Annotated in this window: 13 protein-coding genes; 12 read left to right on the top strand and 1 reads right to left on the bottom strand. The window is 61.7% G+C overall.

The annotated features are described in order from the left end of the window. Positions 1 to 126 precede the first annotated feature (126 nt). The 7 genes from lepA to IE093_RS02725 all read left to right on the top strand — a co-directional run bounded on the left by lepA (position 127) and on the right by IE093_RS02725 (position 6417). The gene (gene lepA / locus IE093_RS02755; RefSeq protein WP_189465998.1) at positions 127 to 1944 is read left to right on the top strand and encodes a translation elongation factor 4; all 1818 of its coding nucleotides are present in this window, start codon (positions 127 to 129) and stop codon (positions 1942 to 1944) included. Between the two features lie 14 nt (positions 1945 to 1958). Then, positions 1959 to 2762, top strand: a complete 804-nt coding sequence (gene lepB, locus IE093_RS02750) for a signal peptidase I (protein ID WP_189465996.1) — start codon at positions 1959 to 1961, stop codon at positions 2760 to 2762. A 93-nt stretch (positions 2763 to 2855) separates the two neighbouring features. Continuing rightward, complete coding sequence (rnc, locus tag IE093_RS02745) at positions 2856 to 3545, top strand: ribonuclease III (RefSeq protein ID WP_189465994.1); 690 nt, start codon at positions 2856 to 2858, stop codon at positions 3543 to 3545. Continuing rightward, positions 3542 to 4441, top strand: a complete 900-nt coding sequence (gene era / locus IE093_RS02740) for a GTPase Era (RefSeq protein ID WP_189465992.1) — start codon at positions 3542 to 3544, stop codon at positions 4439 to 4441. The genes rnc and era overlap by 4 nt, the downstream gene beginning before the upstream one ends. Positions 4442 to 4497: 56 nt before the next feature. Continuing rightward, positions 4498 to 5205 (top strand): DNA repair protein RecO, encoded by a 708-nt coding sequence (gene recO / locus IE093_RS02735; protein ID WP_189465991.1) that lies wholly within the window; start codon positions 4498 to 4500, stop codon positions 5203 to 5205. Between the two features lie 37 nt (positions 5206 to 5242). Further along, positions 5243 to 6043: a pyridoxine 5'-phosphate synthase gene (gene pdxJ / locus IE093_RS02730; RefSeq protein WP_189465988.1), complete on the top strand. Its 801-nt coding sequence runs from the start codon at positions 5243 to 5245 to the stop codon at positions 6041 to 6043. Continuing rightward, positions 6040 to 6417, top strand: a complete 378-nt coding sequence (locus IE093_RS02725) for a holo-ACP synthase (RefSeq protein ID WP_189465986.1) — start codon at positions 6040 to 6042, stop codon at positions 6415 to 6417. Before pdxJ ends, IE093_RS02725 begins: the two co-directional genes overlap by 4 nt. Here IE093_RS02725 and IE093_RS02720 read toward each other — a convergent pair. Continuing rightward, a complete protein-coding gene (locus tag IE093_RS02720; RefSeq protein WP_189465984.1) occupies positions 6357 to 9104 on the bottom strand; it encodes a hybrid sensor histidine kinase/response regulator in 2748 nt (915 codons plus the stop codon). The genes IE093_RS02725 and IE093_RS02720 overlap by 61 nt on opposite strands. Before the next feature lie 119 nt (positions 9105 to 9223). On the opposite strand from IE093_RS02720, the gene cysM reads away from it, so the two are divergent. From cysM to ppc, 5 genes are read left to right on the top strand one after another with little or no spacing between them, the layout of a single operon-like run. Continuing rightward, entirely contained in the window at positions 9224 to 10120 is an 897-nt protein-coding gene (cysM, locus tag IE093_RS02715; RefSeq protein WP_189465982.1) for a cysteine synthase CysM, read from the top strand. 1 nt (position 10121) lies between these two features. Next, positions 10122 to 11534, top strand: a complete 1413-nt coding sequence (rlmD, locus tag IE093_RS02710) for a 23S rRNA (uracil(1939)-C(5))-methyltransferase RlmD (protein ID WP_189465980.1) — start codon at positions 10122 to 10124, stop codon at positions 11532 to 11534. Then, positions 11527 to 13800 (top strand): GTP diphosphokinase, encoded by a 2274-nt coding sequence (gene relA / locus IE093_RS02705; RefSeq protein ID WP_189465979.1) that lies wholly within the window; start codon positions 11527 to 11529, stop codon positions 13798 to 13800. Before rlmD ends, relA begins: the two co-directional genes overlap by 8 nt. Further along, positions 13797 to 14624 carry a nucleoside triphosphate pyrophosphohydrolase gene (gene mazG / locus IE093_RS02700; RefSeq protein ID WP_189465978.1) on the top strand — a complete coding sequence of 276 codons (828 nt, stop codon included), beginning with the start codon at positions 13797 to 13799 and terminating at the stop codon, positions 14622 to 14624. The genes relA and mazG overlap by 4 nt, the downstream gene beginning before the upstream one ends. A gap of 42 nt (positions 14625 to 14666) precedes the next feature. Beyond that, positions 14667 to 17315 (top strand): phosphoenolpyruvate carboxylase, encoded by a 2649-nt coding sequence (gene ppc / locus IE093_RS02695; RefSeq protein WP_189465977.1) that lies wholly within the window; start codon positions 14667 to 14669, stop codon positions 17313 to 17315. Positions 17316 to 17324: the final 9 nt, after the last annotated feature.

The raw sequence follows: 17324 nt of genomic DNA, 5'->3' as shown, positions 1-17324 counted from the left end.
CCGGTCGGGCTCGCTGTTCCTGCCCGGCGCATCCCGGTACAATGCGCTGATCGATCAACGCGCGCTCGACAGGAACACCTTTCCTGACCTGTAACACAAGCGCGTACATGAACCGGATTCTTGCGAATGAGCGGCACCGAAAAAAGCAGTCAATTGAGTCACATACGCAATTTCTCGATCATCGCCCACATCGACCACGGCAAGTCCACGTTGTCCGACCGTATCATTCAGATCTGCGGCGGCCTCAGCGACCGTGAGCTGAAGGAGCAGGTGCTCGACTCGATGGATATCGAGCGTGAGCGTGGCATTACCATCAAGGCCCAATCGGTGACGCTGGACTACCAGGCCCAGGATGGCCAGACCTACCAGCTCAATTTCATCGATACGCCGGGACATGTCGACTTCTCCTACGAAGTGTCGCGTTCCCTGTATGCCTGTGAAGGGGCATTGCTGGTGGTCGATGCCGCCCAGGGTGTCGAGGCCCAGTCGGTGGCCAACTGCTATACCGCTGTCGAGCAGGGGCTGGAAGTGCTGCCGGTGCTCAACAAGATGGACCTTCCACAGGCCGATCCCGAGAAGGTGGCCCACGAGATCGAGGAGATCATCGGCCTGGATGCCACCGATGCCTGCCAGGTGTCGGCCAAGAGCGGCATGGGCATGGAAGCACTGCTCGAGCGCCTGGTGCGTGACATTCCACCTCCCAAAGGCGACCCCGAAGCTCCCCTGCAAGCGCTGATCGTCGACTCCTGGTTCGACAACTATCTGGGGGTGGTGTCGCTGGTGCGGATCTTCGATGGCACCCTGCGCAAGGGTGACAAGATCCGCATGAAGTCCACCGGCCGTGACTGGCTGACCAACGAAGTGGGCATCTTCACGCCGCTGCGCACGGAAACCGGCATCCTGCGTGCAGGGGAAGTAGGCTTCGTGGTGGCTGGCATCAAGGACATTCATGGCGCGCCGGTGGGCGATACCATCACGCATGCCAAGACACCGGACGTTCCGCGTCTGCCTGGCTTCCAGAAGGTCAAGCCGCAGGTCTATGCCGGCATGTTCCCGGTCAGCGCCGACGACTACGAGGACTTCCGCGACGCCCTGGAGAAGCTGGCGCTCAACGATGCCTCGCTGGCTTACGAGCCGGAGAATTCCGACGCCCTGGGCTTCGGTTTCCGAGTTGGTTTTCTCGGTACGCTGCACATGGAGATCGTCCAGGAACGGCTGGAGCGCGAGTACGACCTCGATCTGCTGACCACTGCACCGACCGTGGTCTACGAGTTGGCCATGGACAATGGCGAGGTGATTTATGTCGCCAATCCCTCCAAGTTGCCGGACATGGCCAATGTCGATGAGATGCGCGAACCCATAGTGCGTGCCAGTATCCTGGTGCCACAGGATTTTGTCGGCAATGTGATTGCCGAATGCGAGCAGCGTCGTGGTACTCAGCTCGACATGCAGTTTCTCGGCAGTCAGATACAGCTCACCTACGAGTTGCCCATGAGCGAGGTGGTGATGGATTTCTTCGATCGGCTGAAGTCGATCTCCAAGGGCTATGCCTCGCTGGACTACAACTTCGAGCGCTTCCAGGCTGCCAAGCTGGTGAGGCTCGACGTGCTGATCAATGGCGACAAGGTGGATGCCTTGGCTGCCATCATCCATCGAGATCATGCCCATGGCCGCGGCCGGGCACTGGTCGACAAGATGAAGGAACTGATCCCGCGGCAGATGTTCGATGTGGCGATTCAAGCCGCGATCGGCGGCCAGGTGGTGGCCCGTTCCACTGTCAAGGCTCTCCGCAAGAACGTTACCGCCAAGTGTTACGGTGGTGACGTGACCCGCAAGAAAAAGCTGTTGGAAAAGCAGAAAGCGGGCAAGAAGCGCATGAAGCAGGTCGGCAAGGTGGAAATTCCCCAGGATGCCTTCCTCGCCGTGCTCAAGGTGAATGACTAGGGACGAGGAAACCCATGGATTTTTCACTTCTGCTGGTAATGGCCGTGGCCGTGACCGGATTGATCTGGCTGCTTGACGTCGTCTGGTTGGGCAAGACACGTCGGGCCCGAGTGGCTGCAGTCGAGGCCGAAGCCGGCGAGTATCTGGACGATAAGTCTCGCAAACGCGTGTCCAAGGAACCTTGGTTCGTCGATTATTCGCGCTCGTTCTTCCCGGTCCTGGTAGTGGTACTGCTGCTGCGCAGCTTCGTGGTCGAGCCGTTTCAGATTCCGTCGGGGTCCATGCGTCCGACGTTGGAGATAGGCGATTTCATTCTGGTCAACAAGTTCACCTATGGCCTGAGACTGCCAGTGCTCAACACTCGTGTGGTCGAAATCGGTGAGCCCCAGCGCGGCGATGTGATGGTGTTCCGCTTTCCCCAAGAGCCATCCGTCAATTTCATCAAGCGTGTCGTAGGCTTGCCGGGGGATCGCATTCGTTACGAGGGCAAGCAGCTTTATGTCAATGGGGAGCCAGTGCCCAAGGCGCTGTTGAATGCGTCGCCGCTCGAGGCTCCCAGCGAACTGTTGCTCGAAGAGCGGTTAGGCGAGGTCAGCCACCGCATCTACAATGATCCTCGAGATCCAGGGCCGCAGATTCGTGAGTTGGTGGTCCCTGAAGGGCACTACTTCACCATGGGCGACAATCGCGACCACTCCAATGACAGTCGTTACTGGGGTTTCGTGCCGGAAGAGAACGTCGTCGGCAAGGCTTTCGCGGTATGGATGCATTGGGACGGAGGCTTGCCGAGCTTCACGGAGATACGACTCATCCAATGAGTCGCACCCTGGCTTGCGGCTGACGCGGGAAGGCTGTGCATTCGCAACCGTGCATAGGCAAAACGACATGACAAAAGATAGAGCGGGAGATTCGTGAGTAACCCCCTGAATGCCTTCAGTCGACGAATTGGCCATGAGTTTGCCGATATTGGTCTGCTGGAGTTGGCCATGACCCATCGCAGCTATGGCGGCCAGAATAACGAGCGCCTGGAATTTCTAGGTGACTCCATCGTCAACTTCGTGATCGCCGAAGCCCTGTTTCGCCGCTTTCCCGCGGCACGAGAGGGCCATCTTTCGCGGCTGCGGGCTCGCCTGGTCAAGGGCCAGACGCTGGCCGAACTGGCTCGTGAATTCGAGGTGGGGCAGTGCTTGCGTCTGGGATCCGGCGAGATGAAGAGCGGTGGTCATCGTCGCGACTCGATCCTTGCCGATGCCGTGGAAGCGGTGATTGGCGCCATCTATCTGGACGCCGGCATGGATGTGGCCAAGGCACGTGTACTGTCCTGGTACGCGGCCCGTCTCGAGGCCATTGATCTGCAGGATACCCAGAAGGATCCCAAGACTCGCCTGCAGGAGTTCCTGCAGTCGCGTCAGTCTCCCTTGCCGCGTTACGAAGTGGTGTCGGTGGAAGGCGAAGCACACGCCCAGACCTTCACTATCGAGTGTCATGTCGAGATGCTCAGCCAACACACGCTGGGTATCGGACCCAGCCGCCGCCATGCCGAGCAGCAGGCGGCTGCCAAGGCGCTGGAACTGCTCGAGCCGGGCGGAGGACGTTCATGAGTCATACCTGTGGTTTCGTTGCCATTGTCGGGCGTCCCAACGTAGGCAAGTCGACCCTGATGAATCGTATTCTCGGCCAGAAGGTCTCGATTACTTCGCGCCGTCCGCAGACCACTCGCCACCAGGTGATGGGGATCAAGACCGAAGGGGATGCGCAGTTCATCTATGTCGATACTCCCGGCATGCATATCATGGGGAAGGATCGTAACAAGGCCATCAACCGCTTCATGAACCAGGCGGCAAGTCAGGCGTTGCGCGATGTCGACTGTGTGGTATTCATCATCGACCGGACTCGTTGGACGGCGGAAGACCAAGTGGTGCTCGACAAGCTCGCCCATGTCCAGGCACCCGTGATCCTCGCCATCAACAAGGTCGATTGGCTCGAGGACAAGGCCAGTTTATTGCCCTGGCTCGAACAGGTCAGTGCCAAGCGAGAGTTCGCGGCGATCCTGCCCCTGTCCGCCAAGCACGGCACCAATGTGCCGGAGCTCGAAGCCGAAGTCGCCAGGTACCTGCCCGAGAGCATCCACTACTACCCGGAAGATCAGATCACCGATCGCAGCCAGCGCTTCCTGGCCGCCGAGCTGGTGCGCGAGAAGGTCATGCGTCAGCTTGGAGACGAGCTGCCCTACCAGATGACCGTCGAGATCGAGGAGTTTCGCGACGAGGGGCGGGTGATCCATATCAGTGCCCTGATCCTGGTGGAGCGGCAGGGCCAGAAGAAGATCCTGATCGGCGAAAGCGGCGAGCGAATCAAGAAGATCGGCCGTGAAGCGCGACTGGAGATGGAGCGGGCCTTGGGTGCCAAGGTGATGCTGAACCTGTGGGTCAAGGTCAAGCGTGGTTGGTCGGACGACGACAGGGCCCTCAAGAGCCTCGGCTACGACCTGGACTGATATCGTTGAACCCTGCCTGCGCTTGGCTAGCTCTCTCCTGATATCAAGGATTTAAGATGCAGCCTCAGCCTGCCTATCTCTTGCACAAGCAGCCCTATCGCGAGACCAGTGCGCTGGTCGAGCTGCTGACGCTGGAACACGGTCGAGTGCGGGCGGTGGCTCAGGGCGTGCAGCGACCGAGCAGCCGTTCGCGCGCTCGGCTGCAGCCTTTCGCGCCACTGCACGTAACTTGGGTGGGCGAGGGTGATCTCAAGCGGTTGCGACTCATGGAGACCCATGGCAGCGCAGCAATGCTGGCGGGCGAAGGGCTGTTGTGCGGTTTCTACGCCAACGAACTGTTGACTCGAGTATTGCCTCTGCTCTATCCGGTGCGCGAGGTGTTCGCTTTCTACGCGGCCGTGCTCGACGCCTTGCCGCGTCCCGAGGCCCGCGCCCCAGCTTTGCGCCGCTTGGAGGTCGCCGTGCTCGAGGCATTGGATGCCGAGCCACGATTCTGCGATCTGAACGATGCCGAGCTCGATCCCCACCGTCGTTATGTCTACCGTGCTGAAGCTCATCGCTTCGAAGCGCTGGACGTGGGGGCGGGCGGGGGGCTCGATGGCCGTACCCTGCGCTTGCTCGCTCAAGGTGACTGGGCAGCGCCCGGACTGGCCGGCCCCGCCAAGGTTCTGACTCGTGCTGCGCTGGCCCCCTTGCTGGGCAATACCCCCTTGCGTTCCCGCGACTTGATGCAGCGGCTCGCCGCGCGTCGGCGGGGTAACTGATATCCTGATGGAACACATCCTTTTGCGGAGATTTTCCATGCATGCGCCCCGAATCCTGCTCGGTGTCAATATCGATCATATCGCCACCCTGCGTCAGTCGCGCGGTACCCGCTATCCTGATCCGTTACAAGCGGCGTTGCTTGCCGAAGAGGCGGGGGCCGATGGCATCACTGTGCACTTGCGCGAGGATCGGCGACATATCCAGGAACGGGACGTGCGGCTGCTCCAGGATGTGCTCAATACTCGCATGAACCTCGAAATGGCCGTGACCGAGGAGATGATCGCCCTGGCCGAGTACGTGCGGCCGCCTCATGTTTGCCTGGTACCCGAAAAGCGCGAGGAGCTGACCACCGAGGGTGGCCTGGATGTGGTGGGCAACCGAGAGGCAATCTCGGAAGCCTGCAAGCGCCTGGCGGCGGCGGGTTGCGAAGTCTCGTTGTTCATCGATCCGGAGCCCGAGCAGATCCGGGCTGCCCAGGAGGTGGGGGCACCGGTGATCGAACTGCATACCGGTGCCTATGCCGAGGCAAGAGGCACTGCTGCCCGCCTTGAGCATGCGAGAATCGCTGCCGCTGCGGAGCTGGCGGGAGAGCTGGGACTCACGGTCAACGCTGGCCATGGTCTGAACTATCACAATGTCGAGGCCATTGCCGCCATTCCCGGCTTGCACGAGCTCAACATCGGCCATGCCATCATCGCTCGGGCGTTGTTCGTGGGCCTCAAGGAAGCCGTGGCGGAAATGAAGCGGCTGGCTATCGCTGGCCAGGAAGCGGGCCTGGTCGCGGCACTCGAGGAGCATGATCACGACGACGAGTCCGGCAGCGGTTGTTGCCAATGATCATCGGCATCGGCACCGACCTGGCGCGCATCGAGCGTTTTTCCGCTGCCATGGAACGTCACGGCGAGCGCTTCGCACTGCGTGTGCTGGGCGAGGTGGAGCGCGAACGACTGGCCGGCGAGCCGGCGCCGGCAGCCTATCTCGCCAAGCGTTTCGCCGCCAAGGAAGCTTTCGTCAAGGCGCTGGGCACCGGCTTGCGCCGGGGGATGCGCTGGACCGATATCCAGGTGGTCAACGACACGCTCGGTCGACCGTCGTTGCAACTCTCCGGCCAGGCCAGACGGCTTGCCGAGAGCGCGGGAGTGCGCCGCATTCACTTGTCGTTGAGCGACGAGGATGAATTGGCGTGTGCCTTCGTGGTGCTCGAGAACTGATTCGTTGCCTGCCAGGCGCGCAATCGCGCCATGGCATCGAAGAGCTCGATGAGCAACGTCTCTACCTTGGCCAGACCACGGGTGCGTAGACGTGTCTCTAGTGTTTCGGCGATCAGGGCCAATTGGGGGACCCCGCAGTAACGGCAGGCTCCGTTGAGTGCGTGGATGGCATCCAGGAAGGCTTCGGCGTCATTGTCCCGCCAGGCTTGACGCAACGCCGCATCGCTGTCTTCGAGACTGTCCAGCAGGCGGTCGAGGGTTTCCCTGGCGAGAGACTCGTGCCCGCCGGCCAAGGTAGTGCCAAGCGCCATGTCGACGATCGGCAATTCACCTTCCTGTACTACTTCCTCGAATTCGCCGGAGAGGGTGTCGGGTGTCGAAGTCGACGGCGTCAGCGGCATGTTGAGATGCTGACTGAGCAGACGTGCCAACTCCTGGCTGTCGAGTGGCTTGATGAGTACGTCGTCCAGACCTTCTTGTAGTAGTCGGCGTCGTTCCTCTTCCAGGGCGTGGGCAGTCACGGCAATGATCGGGCAGTGTCGCCAGGCACCGCCCAGCTTGCGCAGGGCATGAGTAGTGGCGACTCCGTCCATGCCGGGTAGTCGAATGTCCATCAACACCAGGTCGAGTGGTTCGCTTTGTGCCAGAGCCAGGGCTTCCTCGCCGCTGGCGGCGAGCAGAGCAGTCAGCCCCAGGTCGGTGAGCAGTTCCTTGACCAGGAGACGGTTCGATGCCGTGTCGTCGACGACGAGGACACGGGAAGAAGTCCGTTGGGAAGTCGGCAAGGGGTGTGGAGCCTGGTGCGAACGCCCCTTGAGCAGGGTTTCCAGTGTCGAGGCCAATACCTGACGCGACAGCGGGCGCGTGAGGATTTCCCCGCCATGCGGCAGATGTAGATCGGGTACATCGAAGGCACTGGCATTGATCAACAGCACCGCCGGGCAGAGCATGGCATCGAGGCGTTCCTGCCAATCCGCCAGTGCCGCACCCTCCAGATCCTCGCTCTGCAAACCAGCCAGCAGCAGGACCGGCGACTCGGCATCGGCACTCGAGGAAGCATCGAGCAGCGTCACGCGGGCCCCCCAGCGTTTCAACAGGTGCATCAGGGCGCGGCGAGTCGGTGCATGAGTTTCGTGCAGGGTGATCGGGGTGCCCGGCAGGGACAGTTCGGGAGGACGTTCCTCGAGACTCCGAGCCAGCAAAGGCAAGGTAAAAGCAAAGGTGGTGCCCTGGCCCGGTTGACTTTCAACACCGATCTCGCCGCCCATCTGCTCGACGAGTTGTCGACAGATCATCAGGCCCAGGCCGGTGCCGCCATACTGGCGGGTATCGCTGACACTGGCTTGGCTGAAGGCCTTGAACAGCCGGTCGTGGCATTCGGGATCAAGGCCGATGCCGGTGTCGCTGACGCTGATCTTGAGAGTGACCTGTCCGGCCAGGAAATCCTCGACCGTGACGCGCACGATCACTTCGCCATGTTCGGTGAATTTGATGGCATTGTGGACCAGGTTGGTCAGGACCTGCTTGATGCGCAAGGGGTCACCCTGCACTTGGGCTGGTACGTCGTCGTAGACCAGTGCGAGCAGGTGGAGGCGTTTCTGATGTGCCTGGGGAGCCTGCAGGCCAAGCACGTCGTCCACCAGCGCCACCATGTCGAGATCGACGGCCTCGAACTCCAGTTTGCCGGCCTCGATCTTGGAGAAATCCAGGATATCGTTGATCAACGACAGCAGGCTGTCGGATGCCTTGTGCACGTGCTCCAGCCATTCCCGCTGGCGGGTGTCCAGCGGGGAGCGGCTCAGCAGCTGACAGAAGCCGATGATACCGTTCAAGGGAGTGCGAATCTCGTGGCTCATGTTGGCCAGAAATTCGGTCTTGATACGATTGGCCTCCAGTGCCCGGCGGTGGGCCATGTCGAGTTCGATATTCTTGATCTCGATCGTTTCCATCGACTCCTGGAGGTCGTGGGTGGTTTGCTCGATATGGCGTTGCATGTCGTCATGAGCGTGGCTCAGATGTTCGGCCAGTGCATTGATTCCTGCGGCGAGCTGCTTCGCCTCCTTGGGTCCTCGGGAAGACATGCGATGCCGGTAGTCGCCGGCATTGAGACGCAGCAGGGCTTGTTGGGCATCGTGCAGGGGCCGTGTCAGGCGTCGACTGGCGAGATAGGCCAGCAAGAACAGTAGCAGTCCGGTGACCAGGCCGGTCAGCGCGGTGATCGCCAGTTGGCGGTAGGTGCCCAGTGCCAGGGAGGTGGTGTCGACGGCCAACGTCAGCCATAGCTCGGTCGGGGCCCCTTGCCGGGCTTGCTCGGGTATGGGAACGCTCAGATACCAATGATCGTCGGCGTCGAGCAAGCGGGTATCGGCCGTGCTCGGTGGAGCGACATTGGGCTGTTGTTGGCCGAGGTGCAGCCAGGTTCGACCTTGGCGGTCATGAATGCGCAGCGAGCGGACTTCGTCGATGTTGAGCAACCGCTGGGCAAGGTCGTGCAGCAGCCCCGATGCTTCTTGGGACAGGGCATTGCCCACGGCTGGGGCCAACAATTCGGCGCTAGTGATCAGGCGTGTCTCCAGGCCCGCCTTGCGAATCTGGGCGTCGTGCCGGATCGACTGGAAGGAAAGCAGCAGCATCACAGCCAGGGGAGCACCCAACAGCAGCAGCAACAGGCGCGTTCTCATCGGCATTGCGGATATCCAGTAACGACAATCGAGATTCCCTAGTATGCCATAGGGCGGTGTAATACCTGTCACCTGTCGTCCGGCACGGATATAATGCGCACAGGCTTTTCCAGAAGGAAGGTTAGATGCATTTCCCAACGCTCGAGGATGTGGTCGGCAACACGCCTCTGGTGCGCCTGAAGCGCATCGCGGCGGGGCGGAACAATACCCTGCTGGCCAAACTCGAAGGCAACAACCCGGCCGGCTCGGTGAAGGATCGTCCGGCGTTATCGATGCTGGCCGAGGCGGAGGCGCGTGGCGAAATCCGTCCTGGCGATACCCTGATCGAAGCAACTTCCGGCAATACCGGTATCGCCCTGGCCATGGCCGCGGCGATCAAGGGCTACCGTATGGTGCTGATCATGCCCGAAAGCGCGTCCAGTGAGCGTAAGCAAGCCATGGCGGCTTATGGTGCCAAGCTGATCACCGTGACCAAGGAAGCTGGCATGGAGGGCGCGCGTGATCTCGCCGACACCATGATTGCTCGCGGTGAGGGCAAGCCACTCAATCAGTTCGCCAACCCGGACAACCCATTGGCCCATTACCGCACCACCGGCGCCGAGCTTTGGGAGCAGACGCAAGGACGTGTTACCCACTTCGTCAGCTCGATGGGCACGACCGGTACCATCATGGGGGTGTCCCGGCATCTCAAGGAGCGTAACCCCGAGATACAAATCGTGGGCCTGCAGCCCGAGGATGGTGCCAGCATTGCCGGTATCCGCCGCTGGCCTCCCGAATATCTGCCGAGCATTTTCGACGCTTCGCGGGTCGATCGGGTACTGGATATCGGCCAGTTCGAGGCTGAGGAGCATATGCGTCGTCTGGCACGTGAAGAGGGTATCCTCGCCGGCGTATCGTCGGGTGGTGCCTTGGCCGGTGCGCTACGTATCGCCGAAGAAGTCGAGAATGCCGTGATCGTGTTCATCGTCTGCGATCGTGGCGACCGTTATCTGTCCACTGGCCTGTTCGCACCGGAGCATTGAGATGGCCATGTTGGGCAAGCGTCGGTCACCGCGGCCGGCGCCGAACAAGCCTCGCGCCAAAGACATCGGGCGTCAGGCGACCCCGGAGCAGGGTATCGAGATCCTGCGTCTGGCTCATGATGGTCGTGGAATCGCGCGTTCGGCTTCCGGCAAGACGTTGTTCGTCGATCGCGCCTTGCCCGGCGAGCGGCTCGAGGTGGCGGTGCATCGCTCGCGCAAACGTTTCGATGAAGCGCATCCGCGAGAGTTGCTAGAGGCATCGCCCGAGCGTGTGACGCCACAATGCCAGCATTTCGGGCAATGTGGGGGGTGTGATCTGCAGCATCTGGCCTTGGCGGCACAGCGCGATCACAAGCGAGAAGTGCTGGTCGAGCAATTGACCCGCCAAGGCATCGAGTTGACCGCCAAACCCGAATTGATCGCTGCGTCCGGCGAAGGCTATCGGCGGCGTGCTCGCCTGGGGGTCAAGGTCGATGCCCAGGGGCAGGTGCATCTTGGTTTCCGTGCTCGTCATAGCCACCATCTGGTGGATATTCAGCAATGTACCATCCTGGTGCCATCGCTTTCCTGCTTGTTGGATTCCTTGCGTCGTCAACTTGCCACCCTGCAGGCTCCGCGCCAGGTCGGCCATATCGAGTTGTTGGCCAGTGATACTGGCCCTTGCGTGGTGGTGCGCCAACTGCGTGATAATCCTGCCGATGCCAATTCCTGGCGAATTTTCGCCACCGAGCACGGGGTGGCACTAGCCTGGTTGGTAGGGCGGGAGTCGCCACGACTCATCTGGCTGACCGAGTCGCCCGATCTGCGCTATACCCTGAAGAGTGGTTCCCGCGAGCTGTGCTTGGGTTTCGCACCGGGCGACTTCCTGCAGGTCAACGCCGAGATCAACCAGCGCCTGGTCGACACGGCGCTCGAATGGTTGTCGCTGGGCGGCGACGAGCGGGTGCTCGACCTGTTCGCCGGGGTCGGCAACTTCAGTCTGGCGCTGGCGGTTCAGACCGCGGCGGTAACCGGTGTGGAGGGAAATCCAGCCATGGTGGAATGCCTTGCCGACAATGCCCGGCGCAACGAGCTGAGACATGTAGAGGCTAGGCAGGCGGATCTCGGTAGGGCCGAGTCACTGGAGGAGATGTCACGGGATGGCGTCGACCTGGTGGTCCTCGATCCTCCCCGTGAAGGCGCTGAGAGCGTGTGCCGTTGGCTCTCCGACAGCCGCGTGCCGAGTATCCTCTATGTTTCCTGCGACTCGGCGACCCTGGCTCGCGATGCGGCATGGCTTGTGCAAGGAGGTTACCGCATTGTCCGTTCGGCCGTGGCGGACATGTTCCCGCAGACGGCGCATCTGGAGTCGATGCTGCTCTTCGAACGCGATACCGGGCGCGACACCAAAGGAGGAGTGCTGGGACATGGTTAAGGTGCGAGAAGACCAGCCGCTGAGCGATGACGGTAGCGTCAATATCGATCGGTGGTTGGCACGCTTGCAAGAAGATGCGACGCTGCGCGATGTCGATGAGATGCGCGAGGCATGCCAGCTCGCCGAGCGGCTGGCGCAAGAGGCGGAGCGCCCGCACAAGGCCTGGCTGGTCGATGGTTCGAGCTTTCGCACCGGCCTGGAAATGGCCGATATCCTGGGAGAACTCCGGCTCGATCAACCTTCGCTCGAAGCTGCGGTACTGTATCGTGCGGTTCGCGAAGGCCTGATCGGGGTCGAGGCTATCGCCAAGCAGTTTGGCGATGAGGTCGCCGGCCTGATCGAGGGGGTGTTGCAGATGGCGGCGATCAGTCATCAGGCACCGAGCCAGGGGCTGTCGCAACACAATCAACAGGACAACCTGCGCAAGATGCTGGTGACTATGATCGACGACGTGCGTGTGGCGTTGATCAAGATCGCCGAGCGTACCTGCGCCTTGCGCCAGGTCAAGGATGCTACCCGCGAGAAGCGGCTGCGGGTGGCCCGCGAGGTGTTCGATATTTATGCACCGCTGGCCCACCGGCTGGGGATCGGGCACCTCAAGTGGGAATTGGAGGACCTCTCCTTCCGTTACCTGCACGAAGACGATTACAAGGCCATCGCCTCGTTGCTGGCCGAGAAGCGCCTTGATCGCGACCGCTATATCAATGATGTGGTGGAAACCCTCAAGGGGCTGCTCGAGGCACAGGGGATCACCCGCTATGACGTCGATGGTCGTGCCAAGCACATCTATTCGATCTGGCGCAAGATGAAGCGCAAGCGCATCGATTTCTCCCAGGTCTATGACGTGCGGGCAGTGCGCATCCTGGTACCCGAGGTTGCCGATTGCTATACGGCGCTGGGCATTGTGCATTCGCGCTGGCACCACGTGCCCAACGAGTTCGACGACTATATCGCCAACCCCAAGAAGAACGGCTACCAGTCGCTGCATACGGCGGTGATCGGCCCCGAGAACAAGGTGCTGGAGATTCAGATCCGCACCTTCACCATGCACGAGGAGGCCGAGCTTGGTGTCTGTGCTCACTGGCGCTACAAGGGGCACGATACCGACGCCAAGAGTCGCAGCTACGAGGAGAAGATCGCCTGGTTGCGCCAAGTGCTCGAATGGCAGGAAGAAGTCGGCGATCTCGGCGATCTGCGTGAGGGGCTGGCCAGCGACGTGGCACCGGATCGGATCTATGTCTTCACCCCTGACGGCCACGTGATCGATTTGCCCAAGGTCGCCACACCGATTGACTTTGCCTACCGGGTGCATACCGAAATCGGGCATCGCTGTCGTGGTGCCAAGGTCAATGGCCGGATCGTGCCGCTGACCTACAAGCTCAAGACCGGCCAGCAGGTGGAGATCCTCACTGCCACCAAGGGTGGGCCGAGTCGCGACTGGTTGAATCCGTCGCTAGGCTTCGTGCGTACTTCTCGGGCGAGATCCAAGATCCAGGCCTGGTTCAAGCAGCAGGCTCGCGACCAGAACCTCGAGGAAGGCCGGGCGCTATTCGACAAGGAAATGAAACGGCTGGACATCGAGGGTATCGACCTCGACAAGCTGGCCCAAGCGGTCAACTATGCATCGCCCGATGACATGTATGCGGCCTTGGGAGCCGGTGATCTGCGTATCGGCCAAGTACTGCACCAGGCCCAGCAGTTATTCGGTGACAGCGACGATCAGGAGCAGCTCGACCGCTTGCTGGCCAAGCCCAGGCGTGCTCCGAGCAAGGACCCCAGCGACGGGATCACAGTGCTGGGAATCGGCAATCTCAAGACCAGCATGGCCAATTGCTGTCATCCGGTCCCCGGAGAGCAGATCGTGGGATTCATTACCCAAGGGCGCGGAGTGACCATCCACCGTCAGGACTGCCCCAACATCCTGCAATTGCGGCTCGACGAGCCCAAGCGCATCGTTGACGTCGAGTGGGGCGAGCGTGCCCATACTCAGTATCCGGTGGATATCGAGATCGAAGCCTGGGACCGTTCCGGATTGCTGCGCGATGTCACCGGCGTGCTCAGTCACGACAAGGTCAATGTGCTGTCGGTGAATACGCGAACCAATACCGACGACAGCCTCGCGCGCCTGTCGATCACCGTGGAAGTGGATGGGCTTGAGACGCTGGGACGGCTGTTCTCGCGTATTCAGCAGTTGCCGAACGTGATCGACGTCAAGCGTCTACGCAGTGGTGCCAAGGGCAGCAAGCACAAGAGGCGGCAGGTATGAACGATCGTCGACATGACCTCGAAGACCTGCTGATCCTGATGGCGGTGCTGCGCGACGAACGGGATGGCTGTCCCTGGGATCTCAAGCAGGACTGGGACTCGATCGTACCGCATACCCTGGAAGAGGCATACGAAGTGGCCGATGCCATCGAGCGTCGAGCCTTCGACGAACTGCCCGGAGAGCTCGGCGACCTGTTGTTTCAGGTCGTCTATTATAGCCAGTTCGCCGCGGAAGAGGGGCGCTTCGACTTCCACGACGTGGTACATGCGCTGACCGCCAAGATGCTGCGTCGCCACCCCCATGTGTTTCCCGACGGTACCTTGGCTTCGCGACGCGGTGGAGCGACTGCGGCCGAGGTCGAGACACACCAGGTCCATTCGCGTTGGGAAAGCTTCAAGGCCGAGGAGCGTGCCGAACGAGCCTCTACTTCGGTGCTTGACGATGTACCGCGTGCCCTGCCGGCACTGTCGCGCGCGGCCAAGTTGTCCAAGCGTGCCGCGCGGGTCGGCTTCGACTGGCCCGATGCACGCGGGGTGATCGCCAAGATTCGCGAAGAGCTCGAGGAGGTCGAACAGGCCCTGGCAGCCGACGAGAGTGAATTGGCAAGGGAAGAGGTTGGCGATTTGCTGTTTGCCGTGGTCAACCTGGCACGCACCCTGAAAACCGACCCGGAGCAACGGCTGCGGGCCACCAATGCCAAATTCGAGCGGCGCTTCCGTCATGTCGAATCGGCGTTGACCGAGGAGGGACGTCTCGGCGAGGCCGACCTCGATGAGATGGAGCGACATTGGCAACAGGCCAAGCGCATCGAAACCAATCGTTGAGTGTCGTGGGACAATACCCGCGATGCCATGAGGAGGGAGTCCATGAGCCACGACTTGCATGAATCCCTGCGCGAAAATGTGCGGGTGTTGGGTGACAGCCTGGGACGGACCATTGCCGACGATCTGGGGGATGGTTTCGTCGACAGGATCGAAGCCATCCGTGGTTATGCCAAGCGCGGTCGCCAGGGTGATCAGCCGGCACGTCGCGAGCTGATCGAGTACCTGCGGCGGCTGCCCGATCGCGACCTATTGCCGGTGACGCGTGCTTTCAACCAGTTCCTCAACCTGGCCAATATCGCCGAACAGCACTACCGGGCGCGCTTTCGTCGCGTCGAGGACTACAAACCCGGCTCCCAGCCGGTGCTGGGCGAATTGCTCGAGCGTGCCCAGCAGCGGGGGCACTCACCGCGCAAGCTGGTGGAAACCCTGGCCGGCATGCGTGTCGAGCTGGTGCTGACAGCGCATCCCACCGAAGTCATTCGCCGCACCCTAATCCAGAAGTACGACGCCATCGATGAGTGCCTGACGGCCATCGAAGCCTCGAGCGACTACCCAGAGAAGGTCAGCCGCGTACATGGCCGCCTGGAAGAACTGATCAGCCAGGCCTGGCATACCGACGAGATTCGCCACGAGCGCCCGACCCCGGTGGACGAAGCCAAGTGGGGATTCGCAGTGATCGAGAACTCGCTGTGGCAGGCGGTGCCCGATTTCCATCGCGATCTCGATGTGCTGCTGCTGGAAACCGCCGGCGAGCGCTTGCCGCTGGACGCCGCGCCACTGCGCTTCGCCTCCTGGATGGGAGGTGATCGCGACGGCAATCCCAATGTCACCGCCAAGGTCACCCGCGAGGTACTGTTGCTGGGACGTTGGATGGCCGCCGACCTCTATCTGCGTGACCTCGATCAATTGAAGGCCGAGCTCTCGATGTGGAAGGCCAACAGCGCATTGCGGGCCGAGGTCGGCGACGAAGCCGAGCCCTACCGTGTGCTGCTCAAGCGCCTGGCGGCGCGCGTCGAGGCTACCCGCGACTGGGCAAAGGCGTGTCTTGACGGTCGTCCCTACGAAGGCGGACCGATCATCGAGAATCGCGACCAGCTCTATGCTCCGCTGTTGACCTGCTACCGCTCGCTGTGCGACGTGGGGCTCGACACCATCGCCAATGGCGTGCTGCTGGATACCCTGCGTCGTGTGGCGGTATTCGGCGTGACCCTCACCAAGCTCGACATTCGTCAGGAAGCCAGCCGGCATGCCCAGGTCTTCGAGGAACTGACCGATTTCCTGGGGTTGGGGCATTATCGCGACTGGGACGAGACGCAACGCCAGGACTTCCTGCTTGCCGAGCTCGAATCGCCACGGCCGCTGATTCCCCGTCGCTGGGAATGCTCCACCGAGACCCGCGAGGTGATCGACACCTTCCGTGTCATCGCCCGGGAACAGCGCGAAGCCTTGGGGACCTACATCATTTCCATGGCCGCCCAACCCTCCGATGTCCTGGCCGTGGCCCTGTTGATGAAGGAAGTGGGCGGTGACGTGCGCCTGCCCATAGCGCCGCTATTCGAGACCCTGGACGATCTCAATCGTGCCGGCGACGTCATCGACCGTCTGCTGGCCTTGCCGGGCTACCGTTACCTGGCGGGCGACGCCCAGGAAGTGATGATCGGCTACTCTGATTCGGCCAAGGATGCCGGGCAGCTTGCCGCTGCTTGGGCTCAGTACCGGGCACAAGAAACGCTGGTTCAGGTCTGTGAATCGCATGGCGTCGACCTGACCCTATTCCACGGTCGTGGCGGGACCGTCGGCCGCGGAGGCGGTCCGGCACACGCGGCAATCCTGTCGCAACCACCGGGCTCGGTAAACGGCAGCCTGCGCGTCACCGAGCAGGGCGAGATGATTCGCTTCAAGTTCGGGCAACCGGACATCGCGTTACGCTCGATGGAGATCTACGCCTGTGCGGTGCTCGAGGCCACACTGCTGCCGCCGCCATCTCCCCGGCCCGAATGGCGCGAGGAGATGGATCGCCTGGCCGATATCGCCCATCGCGGCTATGTTGGCGTAGTGCGTGAGAATCCGGATTTCGTGCCGTATTTTCGCGCAGTCACGCCGGAGGGCGCGCTGGGGCGTCTGCCACTGGGCTCGCGTCCCACCAAGCGTCGCCAGGATGGTGGGGTGGAAACGTTGCGCGCCATCCCGTGGATCTTCGCCTGGACCCAGACTCGCTTGATGTTGCCGGCCTGGCTGGGGAGTGGCGATGCCTTCAGTACGCGTCTGGAAGAAGAGGGTGGCCTGGAACGCCTGCGCGAGATGCGCGACAACTGGCCCTTCTTCGGTACCTATCTGGACATGCTGGAGATGCTGCTGGCCAAGGGCGACGTGGAGATCACCGCCTATTACGAGCATCGCCTGGTGGACGAGCCGGCCTTGCAAGCGCTGGGCAAGGATCTGCGCGAGCGTTTCGTCCGGCTGCAGAACGTACTGTTGCACATCCTCGACCAGCAGGAACTGCTCGAGGAAACGCCGCTGATCCGGCAAGCCATCGAGGTGCGCAATCCTTACATCGACCCGTTGCACGGCCTGCAGGCCGAGCTGCTGCAGCGCAATCGCGATGCCGATGGTGCCATCAGCCCGGAACTCTCCCGTGCGTTGATGGTGACCATGGCGGGGATAGCCGCAGGCCTGCGCAACACCGGCTAGAAGGCAAAG

The sequence above is a fragment of the Litchfieldella qijiaojingensis genome, from assembly GCF_014651875.1.
GTDB classification, from domain to species: Bacteria; Pseudomonadota; Gammaproteobacteria; order Pseudomonadales; family Halomonadaceae; genus Litchfieldella; species Litchfieldella qijiaojingensis.
The sequence above is the reverse complement of the archived record's forward strand: the minus strand, read 5'-3'. Positions and strand labels throughout refer to the sequence as shown.

What these genes read in the sequence shown, in the direction of transcription:
- lepA (WP_189465998.1), top strand. Translation starts at nt 127, where the DNA reads ATGAGCGGCACCGAAAAAAGCAGTCAATTGAGTCACATACGCAATTTC.
- lepB (WP_189465996.1), top strand. Translation starts at nt 1,959, where the DNA reads ATGGATTTTTCACTTCTGCTGGTAATGGCCGTGGCCGTGACCGGATTG.
- era (WP_189465992.1), top strand. Translation starts at nt 3,542, where the DNA reads ATGAGTCATACCTGTGGTTTCGTTGCCATTGTCGGGCGTCCCAACGTA.
- recO (WP_189465991.1), top strand. Translation starts at nt 4,498, where the DNA reads ATGCAGCCTCAGCCTGCCTATCTCTTGCACAAGCAGCCCTATCGCGAG.
- pdxJ (WP_189465988.1), top strand. Translation starts at nt 5,243, where the DNA reads ATGCATGCGCCCCGAATCCTGCTCGGTGTCAATATCGATCATATCGCC.
- IE093_RS02725 (WP_189465986.1), top strand. Translation starts at nt 6,040, where the DNA reads ATGATCATCGGCATCGGCACCGACCTGGCGCGCATCGAGCGTTTTTCC.
- IE093_RS02720 (WP_189465984.1), bottom strand. Translation starts at nt 9,104, where the DNA reads ATGCCGATGAGAACGCGCCTGTTGCTGCTGCTGTTGGGTGCTCCCCTG.
- cysM (WP_189465982.1), top strand. Translation starts at nt 9,224, where the DNA reads ATGCATTTCCCAACGCTCGAGGATGTGGTCGGCAACACGCCTCTGGTG.
- rlmD (WP_189465980.1), top strand. Translation starts at nt 10,122, where the DNA reads ATGGCCATGTTGGGCAAGCGTCGGTCACCGCGGCCGGCGCCGAACAAG.
- relA (WP_189465979.1), top strand. Translation starts at nt 11,527, where the DNA reads ATGGTTAAGGTGCGAGAAGACCAGCCGCTGAGCGATGACGGTAGCGTC.
- mazG (WP_189465978.1), top strand. Translation starts at nt 13,797, where the DNA reads ATGAACGATCGTCGACATGACCTCGAAGACCTGCTGATCCTGATGGCG.
- ppc (WP_189465977.1), top strand. Translation starts at nt 14,667, where the DNA reads ATGAGCCACGACTTGCATGAATCCCTGCGCGAAAATGTGCGGGTGTTG.